General features: G+C 54.7%; 8 protein-coding genes. 2 read left to right on the forward strand and 6 right to left on the reverse strand.

All coding sequences use genetic code 11. The annotated features are described in order from the left end of the window. The first annotated feature begins 102 nt into the window (after window positions 1-102). Both Q371_RS25730 and Q371_RS12445 read left to right on the forward strand, forming a co-directional pair. Window positions 103-672, forward strand: a complete 570-nt coding sequence (locus tag Q371_RS25730; RefSeq protein ID WP_051964209.1) for a methyltransferase family protein — start codon at window positions 103-105, stop codon at window positions 670-672. A 651-nt stretch (window positions 673-1,323) separates the two neighbouring features. Further along, window positions 1,324-2,433: a BMP family lipoprotein gene (locus Q371_RS12445; protein ID WP_034341021.1), complete on the forward strand. Its 1,110-nt coding sequence runs from the start codon at window positions 1,324-1,326 to the stop codon at window positions 2,431-2,433. A 75-nt stretch (window positions 2,434-2,508) separates the two neighbouring features. Here Q371_RS12445 and Q371_RS12450 read toward each other — a convergent pair whose 3' ends face one another. The 6 genes from Q371_RS12450 to Q371_RS12475 all read right to left on the reverse strand — a co-directional run. After that, window positions 2,509-3,744 (reverse strand): glycerate kinase type-2 family protein, encoded by a 1,236-nt coding sequence (locus Q371_RS12450; RefSeq protein WP_034341099.1) that lies wholly within the window; start codon window positions 3,742-3,744, stop codon window positions 2,509-2,511. 83 nt (window positions 3,745-3,827) lie between these two features. Further along, complete coding sequence (locus Q371_RS25735) at window positions 3,828-5,159, reverse strand: RICIN domain-containing protein (protein ID WP_051964211.1); 1,332 nt, start codon at window positions 5,157-5,159, stop codon at window positions 3,828-3,830. Window positions 5,160-5,505: 346 nt separating this feature from the next. Beyond that, entirely contained in the window at window positions 5,506-8,370 is a 2,865-nt protein-coding gene (locus Q371_RS12460; RefSeq protein ID WP_169743838.1) for a sensor histidine kinase, read from the reverse strand. Next, complete coding sequence (locus Q371_RS12465; protein ID WP_051964221.1) at window positions 8,360-9,466, reverse strand: HD domain-containing phosphohydrolase; 1,107 nt, start codon at window positions 9,464-9,466, stop codon at window positions 8,360-8,362. The genes Q371_RS12460 and Q371_RS12465 overlap by 11 nt, the downstream gene beginning before the upstream one ends. Window positions 9,467-9,553: 87 nt before the next feature. After that, window positions 9,554-10,795, reverse strand: coding sequence for a sensor domain-containing phosphodiesterase (locus Q371_RS12470; RefSeq protein ID WP_169743839.1), 1,242 nt, complete (start codon window positions 10,793-10,795; stop codon window positions 9,554-9,556). A gap of 320 nt (window positions 10,796-11,115) precedes the next feature. Beyond that, on the reverse strand, window positions 11,116-12,156 hold a 1,041-nt coding region (locus Q371_RS12475), incomplete at its 5' end, for an IS110 family RNA-guided transposase (protein ID WP_211253839.1).

Below are 12,156 nucleotides of genomic sequence, written 5' to 3' on the forward strand. Positions count from 1 at the left end.
TTTGAAACAACATCGCCAAGCCAGAGGCTTTACACTTTCCCTGTTGATGTGGATTTGATGTATGAATATATGTTCATATATACTCTTCTTAAGAGGTGAACCATGCACACTTTTCTGATGGGTTTCTGGCTGTTGTTTTTTCTGAGTACTTTTGTCTGGCGTTCATCCATCAATTTCAAACGGCATGGGGTGAACCCTCTGGTGCTGCCCTCCGATGACTCCACCTACGGATATGTGGGCAACACCTTCAAACTGCTGGTCTTGTGGATTTTGGGATGGTTGGTTTATGGGTTTTTTCAGCCTGTGCAAAGTGGACCCTTGGCAGCTCTGGGTCTTCTGGTGATGCTGTCAGGATGGCTGCTGGTGCTGGTTTCCCAGAGGGACCTCGGGAAATCATGGCGAATAGGGATTGACCAGCACACCCCCACTGACCTCATTCAGCACGGCATTTACCAGAGGTCCCGCAATCCGATTTTTCTGGGGATGCGGCTTGCTTTGCTGGGTTTCTGGCTGTGCCAACCCCATCTGGCCGTGCTGCTGGCAGTCGTGCTTGGCGAGGTCCTGATGCAAATTCAGGTGCGTCTGGAAGAAGAACACCTGCTGAAACTGCACGGGCAGACCTATCAGGCTTACACCTCTGGTACCCCGAGGTGGTGGAAACTGCTGCCTTGAACCAAGGTAAACGCAAAGTCTGAAGTTTGGCAGATCACTTGAGAAAGCGTTCAGCCGTCAGCCATCAGCGCTCAGTGAAAAGCGGATCCAGAAGCTTTTGCTTTCGACAGCGGCAAGACCAAAAGGCCAAGCCCCATCAGGTTTGGCAAGCTCAACCGACTGGAAGAAGACTTTCCTTCTGGCTGATGGCTGAGGGCTGATGGCTCTTTGTGTTTGCATCGCCCGAACAGCGACTTTGCATCTACCCTGTGCCTTGAACTTCAAGGTATGGGTGGTCTTTGTGCTGACAACTGACGGCTGAACGCTGACGGCTTTATGAGATGGCATCCCAGCATGAACGTTTCGGTTGACTTATCTCGACTTTTAAAGGCACTTGCACTTTAGTCATACGTATGACTATAATCAGACCATACGCAGGACCATCTTTTGGCGCGTGCTGCATTCACATGCAGCATTCGCCTCCTCCTTTCTGCCCTGAGATTTCAAAAATCAGGTCAGATCAATACAATCTGTTTTCGGAAAAAGGTGCTGACTTCACTCTTTTCCGAAAACAGCATCAAAACCCTTGTCTTTTGAAAGATGCCCCTCTTTCGAAAGACCTGATGCCCTCACATTGCAAAGTGAAGGCATCCTCCTTGAAGGAGTAACCCCATGCGAAAAACCTCCCTGTTTTCCCTGCTGGCCCTGACCACCCTGCTTTCTGCAGGCCATGCCCAACAACTCACTGTGGGCATTGCGTTTGACTCGGGCGGCAAAAACGACAAATCCTTCAACCAGTCCGCCTACACCGGAGCCATGCGGGCCGCCAAAGACTTCAAAGTGATGGTCAAAGACTTCGAACCTGCAGACCCCAGCCAGGTCGGACAGGGCATTCAGGCTTTCGCCAGCAACGGCTTTGATCTGGTGCTCGGGGTGGGCTTCGCCAACGAAGGGGCCATCACACGCAATGCCAAAGCTTACGGCGATCAGGCATTCGCTCTGGTGGACGCCGTTTCAGATGCCAAAAACGTGGCCAGCCTGACCTTCCGAGAAAACGAAGGCTCTTACCTTGCAGGGTACCTTGCTGCCAAAAAGAGCTCCACCGGCGTGCTGGGATTCATTGGCGGCATGGACGTGACCATCGTGCAAAACTTTCTGGTCGGATACACCGCCGGAGCCAAAGCGGCCAATCCCAAAGTCAAAGTGATCAGCCAGTTTGTGGGCAACACCTCACAGGCCTGGAATGACCCGGCCAAAGCCAAAGAAATTGCCACCACCATGAAATCCAGAGGGGCAGACATCATCTTCGCTGCTGCAGGGGCCTCTGGAAACGGCCTGATTGACTTTGTGAAAAGCACCCAGTGCATCAAGAAAAACCAGCTTCCCAAAGGGGTCACCTTCAAGAACGACCTGTTCAAAAACGTCCCCAAATCTGAAAGCTACACATCCAAATGTGCAGGAGACAGCCGTCCGATGTTCTTCATCGGCGTGGACTCCAACCAGAATTATCTCGGGGACACCGACAACAACCCCAAAACCCTGAACCACGGCCTGACCAGCATGCTCAAACGGGTGGACAACGCCGTGTACAGCGTGATCCAGAGCGTGCAGAACAACACCTTCAAAGGCGGAGCCCGCAGTTACGGCCTCAAAGAAAATGGGGTGGACGTGGCCATCGACGAATTCAACACCGCTCTGGTCAGCAAACAGGACCTGTCTTTGCTGGACACGCAGCGCAAAGCCATCGTTGCTGGCAAAATCAAAGTGCCTGACGCCAAGTGAGCAAGACCCAAACCTGAAATTCTTCACCTACCTTCTTCCTTGCGAGGGCCTCCCTGAATTTGGGGAGGCTCTGGTTTATTCCACCCAGAGTGCCCTGAAATCATTCAAATTGTGCCCAGTTGGTCCTGTCACCAGTTGATCCTGCATTCTGGAAAAGAAACCATCTGAATCGTTGTTCTGCAAAAATGCCAGAGGTTCCAGACCCAGCCTCTGGGCTTTTTCCCAACTGCCCGGGGTCAAGAAAGCCCCTGCTGCCAGACTGCTGCCATCGATGCCATCTGATCCAGCCACCAGAGCATGCACCCCTTCTGATTTCAGTTCTTGCAAGAGCCAGAGGGCAAATTCCTGATTGCGCCCTCCTCTGCCCTGTCCAGTCACGGTCACGGTGGTCTCTCCGCCAGAAAGCAGCACCATTGGACCTGATCTGGATGCCCGGATTTCGCGGATTTTCTGGGCGTGCAACTGGGCGAGGTCGCGGGCTTCTCCGGTGAACTGGTCGGAGAGAATCAGGACTTTGCAGCCTTGCCGCTCTAGAAAATCTCGGGCAGCTTCCAGCAACAACCGGTTGGAGCCGATGATGTTGTTCTGTGTGTTGGAAAGGGTTTTGGGGGTCTCTGGAAGCTCACCCCGGATGCCTGCTTGCAGATGACGGACCACCGCAGGGGCCTCTATCCGATATGTGTTCAGCACATCCAGAGCGTCCTGAAAAGTGGAGGCATCTGGCACAGCAGGACCACTGGCGATCACCGAAGGGTCATCTCCAACCACATCGGAGATCAGGAAGCCCTCGATTTGGGCTCTGGTGGCAGCAGCCAATCTTCCCCCTTTGACCAGAGACAGGTGCTTGCGAACAGTGTTGAGTTCCTGAATGCTGGCCCCAGCACGCATCAGGTGTTGGGCCACCTGCTGTTTTTCCTGCAAAGTGACCCCCCAGGGGGCACAAAACAAGGCACTGCCTCCGCCAGAGACCAGCATCAGGATCCTGTGGTGTGCTTGCCATCTGGAGAAGTGATCCAGAGCCAGATGGGCAGCCTGCACGCTCTGTTCGTCAGGGGTGGGATGGCCCGCCAGCACAAGCTGAATGTGCTCTGGCAATACGGCTTTGGGGGTGCCTTTGGGGGCCACCACCAGACCAGGTGCCTCTGGAAAAGCCTTCAGAACGGCTTGCATCATGGGCAGGGCCGCTTTGCCCAATGAGAGCACAAAATCAGGCGGTGTGGTCTTTTGCAGCACAGGTTCCAGAAGCCACTCTGGTGAAGCGGCCTCCAGAGCAGCAAAGAAACTCTGGCCAAGCAAGTCCTGAGGATTCATGGTGCCCAGTGTAAGGCAAGGAAAAGGGCCACCTTTGCAGATGGCCCCTCTTTTTCCCATCTTTTACTGCACAGTCATGCTTTTTACTGCACGGTCACAGTGAAATTCTTGATCCAGATGTTTCCGGTTCCACCAGAGGACTCATCGCCGAACTCGATGCCCGTGAGGTAGTGGTTGCGGTTGGCATACCCTCTGTTCACAGAATCTTCAATGAATTTCTTGAAGTTGAGGCTGGCCTGATTGCGTCCGGCAGGGCCTTTGTAGGTGATGTAATCCCATGCTGCTCCATTGGTGGTCATGTAGGCTTTGTAGATGTCGTAGTAGACCCCATCGATGGTGGTTCCGGCGACTCTGGAGCCTGCGGGGTTTGCACCGCTGTTGTAGTCCAACCAGACCATGATTTCGGTGGCAATGTCGCCGGGACGGGCGTTTCCAGCCCCACCAGAGCGGGTGAGCCAGATCTCGGGGGCAAAGTCGTAGTATCCGGTGCGACTGCCTTCCACGTCATAGTTGAGGATCACGTTGGGCATGCCGTCCACTTTCATGGGGAAACGGGCGTCGGTGCTCTGGGCGGTGTCCCAGGGTTTCCAGCCGAAGATGATCTCGGGGTAGGCGTACACGGTGGGTTCGTAGCCGGGCCAGTTCCAGTTCCAGCCGTACTGCTTCTGTCCATTCACGGTGCGTTCTTGCAGGCACTGTTTCCAGTAGCGACCATTGGTCTTGTCGCTGCCCCAGGTGTTGTTCACGTATTTGTAAGGGCCGACCTGAATGGTGGCGAAAGGATCGCAATATTCCTTGGATGGGCCGGGGGTGTCTCCTCCGCCACTGTGGGAGGTGGGAATCAGGCGGAACTTCTGGTTGTCGCCTTGTGTGCAGGACCATTGGGTGAGCTGTGCACCGTTGTTCTGGCTGATGCCAGCGATGTCGAGGCACTTGTCGCTGTGTTTGGCCACCAGATGGTAGGTGTCGTTCCCGAGGGTCCAGAGGGCAAACAGCTGGTTGCGCAGGTTGGGATCGTCGGGGTTGCTGTGGCAGTCCCACTGGGCCACCCGGCCACCATTTTCCTGACTGAATCCGACCACATCGGCGCACTTCTGGGAGTGCTGGGGCACCAGTTGGTAATACACCCCTCCGGCATTGACCCGTTTGAGTTTGAAATCCTGATTGTAGTTGGGGTTGTTGTTCACGCAATCCCACTGGTGGATGTTGGCATCGTTGCTCTGGCTGATGCCAGCAACATCCAAACATTTCCCACTGTGAACGGCTTGCAAACGGAAAATTTTACCGTCTCCGATGTCTGCCCCTCCTCCCGAGTGGGCCATTGCCGTGATGCTCTGGGAGGGGGTGGGGGTGGAGGTGCTGCAAGCGGTCAGGGCAAGCAGCATCAAGCCAGAGACAGAAGTCCATTTTTTCATGGTTCTCCTTCGGCCAGCCGGAATTTGAGCCTTGAGGTTCAGGGCTGGCGGTTTGAATTGGGTTGAGCTTTCTTTAACGGTAAATGCAAGCCCTGAAAAAATCTGAAATTCGCATTTTCATTTTGCTGAACATTGTTCTTGTGATACCTGATTACGTAACAAGCTTTTCAAGACCTGTTTGATTTGAGAAAAACAGCAGTGGGTCACGCTGAAGTGCTTTTGAAAGCAAATCAGGAAAAGCCTGTCTTGGATTATACATTTTAGATTCCAAAAATGTAAGCGTCTACATTTTAACCTCAGAAACACGGGCCTTTCAAAACCCTTGTGTTTCCGAATCAGGCCAAATTCAACCCGAGATGCCAAAAACCATGCTGAACACACTGCCTTCACCTTGTATGCTCTGGACGGTCAAATCTCCACCCATCAGGGTCATGTACTGGTGGGAGATCACCAATCCCAGACCGGTGCCCTCCACTTTCTCGTGCTGTTCCAGCCGTTCAAAGGGCACAAACAATTGCTTTTGCTGTTGTGCAGAAAGCCCCTCTCCATCGTCTTTGACATGGATGAACACCCGATCTTCCAGAACCTCCACCTGCACCTCTACACTTGTGCGTCCGTACTTGCAGGCATTGGACACCAGATTGATCAGCACCTGACGGATGCGCTGCGGATCTCCTTGAACGTGCAGGTCTTCTGGCACCTCTGGCAGGTGCAGGGAACGTTGATACCGGGTTGCCAATTCCTGAAACATCATGCGCAAGTCATCCAGAAGCAGTCGGACTGGAACACGGACTTTATGCACCTGCACTTTGCCGGCCTCCACAGCAGAGAGATCCAAGAGGTCGTTCACCAGAGACAGCAGGTGTTTCCCGGCCTTGTGGATTTCACGCACGTCGTTTTTCTGCTCTGGATCCAGAGGTTCATAAAGCAAGAGTTCACTGAAGCCAATCACGGCGTTGAGTGGGGTGCGCAGTTCGTGACTCATGCGAGACAGGAAGGCAGATTTGGCTTGCGAGGCCGCTTCAGCAACCCTGCGCTGCTCACGTTCCTGTTCCATCATCAGGCGCTCGGTGATGTCGGTGCCTGTGACCACGCACTGGGTGATCTGGCCTTGTTCATCGTAGAGGGGATACATGTCCAGCAGGAAATGCCTGCCTCCCTCGGGGAAGTAGACTTCCAGATCCTGTACAGCACCTCCTGCATAAACCGTTCGAATCCCCTCCAGCACCTTTTTGCCGGGCAGAGGATCTGCAGAGAGGTCCATCACATTCATGCCCGAGTAGTCTTCCCGCAAAAGCATCTGGGCAAAAGTCTGGTTCCAGTGCTGGATGTCACCTTCGCTGTTGACGGTCAGCACCGGATTGGGGGCCTGTTCTACAGCCTGACGGTAGCGCTCATTTGCGGTGCGCAAAGCCGCTTCGCTCTGGATCCGGTTGAGGACGTTGCGAAGCTGCATCACCACCGTGCGGGTGAGCTGGACCAGTTGCTCGTCCTGCTCCAGAACCCTCGGGTGGTACCAGACCAGCACCAGTTGCAGGTGTTCACCCACCACCGGAACCGCCAGAGCGGCATGCAGCCCGTGCTGCAAAGCAATTTCTCTGCGTCGATAGAAAGACGCTTCGGTCACGTTGGAAATCCACTGGACTTGCCCATCCATCAATGCCCGACCCGGCAAGCCTTCACCCAAACGAAATTGCAGGACCTGAGACTGTTGAATGAAACCTTTGAACACCTCAGGGTAACGGGCATGGGAGGTGGCGAGGTGCAATTTGCCATCCATGCGCAGTTCCCACACTTCTCCCAGCATCCATCCGTACATCTCACAGATCTGCCCGAGCACCATTTGCATGGCCGTTTGCGGGTCACTGGTGCTCCCGAGGTCCTGTGCCAACTGAAACACCATCTGCTGCTCTTGCTGGGTGCGTTTGCGCTGGGTGATGTCCCGAATGATCACCGAAATCACCCGACCATCCGGTTGCACACTGCTTCCTACAGACATTTCCATTGGAAACTCGGTGCCATCCTGACGCAAACCCACCGCTTCGGTGGTGCGGTTGAACGATTCATCCTCACGATGCAGCAACAGCGAAGTCTGAAACATGCTGCGCTGTCCCTCTGGCAACAGAACAGCGGAACTCTGGTCCACCAGAGATCCCTCAGGATGACCGAACATCTGGTGTGCCACACGGTTGGCCAGCACAATGGTGCCCTGCTCATCCAGCACCACCACTGCATCCTGTGCAAGGTTGATCAGGTCATGGTAACGCTTCTGCTGGGCGGTGACTTCTCTGGTGCGGTCTTTCAGGCGTTCGGCCATGTGTTTGACTGCACCTGAGAGGTCTGCCAGCAAACCTTCCTCGGGCCATTCGCTGGTGCCTTGACCATCGGCGGTCTGGCGGGTGGCATCCAGCAACTTCAAAAGGGGCTGGGAAATGTAACGTTCCCGCATGCGCAAGGAAAACAGCACCACCATCAACAACACCCCAACCCAACCGAGGGTGCGTTTGAGGTAACTCTCCACAATCCCCCGCTGAAAGGCGGTCACTTGCTGCACATCAATGGACGCCTTGAACTCCAGTGCATCGTCAAAAGCAGATGATGCATAGAGGGTTCCTGCTTTTCCCAGCAAATCCAGTTTGCTGTTCTGGCCTTGCACCTGTATGCTCAGAGCCTCGGTTCGGGCAGGCAAATCCTGAACCAGTTTTCTGGGGTTCATTTCAGCCCAGAGCAAACCGCCCCGAACGGGCACAGCCACCACAAGTCGGACCGTTTTTGCATTTGCATCAGACACCAGAATGGCTTCATGGTCGAGATCCACTTTCACGTTCAAGGGCGGTACAGGGTCTGTGTCGGCATTGCGACCACAGCGCAAAGAGGCATAAGGGCTCTGGTAACCCCAGTGCTGGATGCTGCCATTCATGAAGAACGGCACATCACATCGGCCAAAGAGGGGTTGCTGGCGGTCTTGCACCTGCACCTGATCGTTCAGGTTTTCTGCCAGCTCGTGCACCCTGGAAGCCACCACGGCAGACACCGTGCGGGTGGACAGAAGCCAGTTCTCCTGTTGCAACTGTTGCTGGCGGTACACATCCAGCAACAGCAAAAAAAGGGTGGGCACAAAAGCCATCAGCAGCAACAGTCCAAAGCCCTGCCAGAGTCTGCGCAGGGTGTTCTGAATGCTTTTCACAGAGAAGGCAGGTTCAGCCTTCATGGGGGTCCAACGGGGTCCCATACAGGCGCAGGAAAGCCTCCACCACTGCAGGATCAAACATTTTTCCACTCTGGGAATGGATTTCCTGCAAGGCATCTTCGTGCGTCCAGGCCTTCTTGTAAGGTCGATCACTGGTCAGGGCATCGTACACATCACACACCGAGACAATCCGGGCTTCCAGAGGAATGTTTGCACCGGACAGACCCTGCGGATAGCCTGTCCCATCCCAGCGCTCGTGGTGCGACAGGGCAATCCGTTCGGCCATTTGCAACAGGGCGGTTTGACTGGACTCCAGAATTCTGGCCCCAATCACCGAGTGCTGTTTCATCAGTTGAAATTCCTCTGGGGTGAGGCGCCCAGGCTTCAGGAGGATCAGGTCACTGATGCCCACCTTGCCGATGTCATGCAACAAAGCCGCTTCCTGCAACTGGTTGACCTGCTCTGAAGGCATGCCCATTTCGCTGCCAATGCGGGCGGCCATGTGACCGACACGGTGGGTGTGCTCTCCAGTCTGATCGTCGCGGTACTCGCCACATCGGGCAAGGCGGATCACGATTTCCTCCTGTGCCTGCTTCAGTTCGCGGTTGCGTTCCACAATTTGCTGGTAGGCTTCCTGCAACTGGCGGGTGCGGGACTGCACCTCCTCCTCCAGCACCTGATTCTGGTTTTGCAGGGTTTTGCGAAATTGATGCAGTTGCAAGATGTTTTTGATGCGCAACAGGGTTTCGGTGCGGTCAATCGGTTTGGTGATGAAATCGCTGGCCCCCAGAGCAAGGGCCTCATGCCGGGTCTGGGAAGCCATGTCTGCGGTCAGCACAATGACCGGAATGAAACCCACTTTCTGGAACACCTCTGGAAGGCTTTTCAGAATGTCCAGTCCACTGACGTGTGGCATCATCAGGTCCAACAGGATCAAATCGGGTTTTTCATTTTCAATGGTTTGCACAGCCCATCTGGAATCCTGCACTTCCAGAGGAGGGGCATATCCACTCTGGGTCAGGAGCCTGCGCATCAGGGTGACGTTGGCGGGTTCATCGTCCACCACCAGAATTCGGCAAGTGGGCAGGGCAGCAGACACTTCGTGGGCCGTATCCATGTTTTCAGTTTAGTGCACAAAACACCATGAGCGCAGAAGAAGTTTTTTCAAGGTCTCTTCATAATTGTGCATTTTGAAAGCATGTTTTCAGCAGGCCCCCTGATCTTTCAGCATTTCGCCCAAATCTGCAACAGGTAGAGGCCGATGCAGCAGATGTCCCTGCGCCTGCTGCACCCTGAGTTGCATGAAGGTGTGCAGCTCTCCTCTGGTTTCCACACCTTCTGCAACCAGAGTGCTGCCAATTTCTGAAGCAAAAGCCACCAGAGCGGTGGTCAGGGAACGCCGTCCGGGATGCACATCAATGCCTCTGGTGAGGGACATGTCAATCTTCAGGGTGTCCGGATGCAAGTGCAGAAGGTGGCGCATGCTGGCGTGGTCTGCTCCAGCATCATCAATGGCAAACCTGAGTCCCTGTGAACGCCAGAATTTCAAACGCTCCAGCAGCACACTGTAGTCTTGAACAGGAGCCCGTTCAGAAAGTTCAAGGGTGATGCGGTCCAGAGGATGGCCCTGCAAAACCCCTTCCAGTTGCGGACTGAGCAGCATTTGCGGTGAAACATTGAAGGCCATCTGAAAGGAACCGGGCAGGTCAAGAAGTTCCATCAGGGCTTTTCGGATGGCAAAGGCTTCCAATTCCACCCCGAGGTTCACCTGATGTGCTTCCGCAAACCAAATGTCAGGGGTGAGGTAAGGTTCTGAAGCAAACCGCGAGAGCACCTCTATACCCACCAGTTTGCCTGTGGTCACTTCCACAAAAGGTTGATACACCATGCTCAGGAGGTCACCCGTGAAAACCTGCTGGATCCGCCGGATTTTGTCCTGTCGTTCCTGTGCCTGCCGATGGTGTTTTTCAATGTGCTGGCCTGCCACCTCTGCAAAAGCCCTCAAGACCTGCAAATCCCTCTGGTTGAGGTTGTTTTCAGGTTGATGGCTCAGGCAACAGAACGTGCCATACACCTGTCCATCCGGCAACTGGATGGGTGCGCTCAGGTAAGCCCCAATGTTCAGGGTGCGGGTGATGGGCAGGTTCCGGGCCACCTCGAAATCAGCGGTGTTGGGAATGACGCCGGGCAAATCGCCCATGACCACCCTCTGGCAGTAGGTTTCCTCCAGAGGATCACCGTTTCCCACCTGCACCTGTGAAGGCCCATCGCTGCTGACCTGTTCAAAAATGCGCCGTCCATTTTCAAAGCGTGAAATGAAAGCCACATTCATGCCAAAATGCTGCCGCACGGTGTTCAGCAGGTCCTGCAACTGCTGTTGCAGGTCACCCTCTGGCAGGTGCGGGGATGGGGAATGCAGGACTTCGGACAGGGAAGGTTCGTGCACAGCTTTCACCTCTCAGGGCTTCTGGTGGGACCCAGAGCATGGGTCTGCAAGATCTTCGGGGTGCTCTGGCAGCAGGGCCAGCATTCTCTGCCAAAAGCAATGTTTCCCAAGGATACTGCAGAGGCTTCCATCGATCTGTGTTGGATTGTGGATTTCTAGGGTAAACGCAAAGTCTGACTTTTGGCATGTCACTTGAAAAAGCGTTCAGCGATCAGCTCTCAGATAACGTGTTCTTGGCGGGAAATCAAGGGGGGGCTTCCAAACCATCATCAGCCCCTAAGCCTCCACCCTTCAGGCCCAGTGGCACCACCCCTGATCCATTAAGCGTGTGCTACAGGTTTTTCTTGCATATGCACCGCCGGGTCATACTTCATCCCACTCCGAAACACCGCCAAAGCAATGCACAACAGTTTCCTCGCCAAAGCACACAACGCCACTTTGTACGGCTTCCCCCCCGCCACCAACCGCCGAAAATACACCCCCAGAGGACTGTGCGAATGGGTCGCCCCCTGAGCCGCCATGAACGCAGCCACCCTCAAACGGGAATTCCCCATTTTCGACAGGTGCGCCCTCGGCGAACTCTTCCCGGATTGCCTGAGGGCCGGAGACAGACCCGCATACGCCCCAATCGCCCGACCCGAGTGCAACCCTTGAAAGAGGGTGGTTTCAGCAATCAGCAAAGCCGCCGTTAACATGCCAATTCCTGGCACGGACACCAGACGCTCCACCGTGTCTTTCAGGAGATCTGTTTTCAGCAACTGCACAACTCTGGCTTCCAGAGTCTGACGTTGTTTGTCCAGCAGCTCCAGACGCTCCTGGGCGAGTTTTTGCAACACCTCGGTGTCCTCGACATGCCTGACCAGAGCATGCAGGCGATTGTTTTCCATGCGCTGCAAGGCTTTGATTTCATCGAGCACTTTCAAGGTGCTCTGCAAGGTCTGGAGGACTTCAGGGGCTGGTTGCCACACGGGAGGCTTGATCAATTCGCCGTAGTGCTGAATCAATTTGGCATCCACTTGGTCGGTTTTGCTGCGTTTGAGCTGGGTGCGGGCGAAGAATTTCACTTGGGCAGGATTGACCACACTGATCCGAAAGCCTTGCCGGTGCAGGAAGTCTGCCAGTTTGTGCCAGTAAATTCCGGTGGCTTCCATCACCACTTGCACTTGCGTCTCCGTGACCTCAGGGAGGGTCTTGCGGATCCAACGCTGGAAGCACGGAAAGCCTTTGGGGGTGTTCTCGAAGCTCTGGGGGGTTTGGTCTTGGGGATGAAAGGCCACAAAACTGTCACAAGCAATATCGACACCGATGACTTGCATGCGTTTTCCTCCTAGAATGGAATCGTCAAGCCGCTGACCGTCGGG

Source organism: Deinococcus misasensis DSM 22328 (assembly GCF_000745915.1).
Taxonomy (GTDB): domain Bacteria; phylum Deinococcota; class Deinococci; order Deinococcales; family Deinococcaceae; genus Deinococcus_C; species Deinococcus_C misasensis.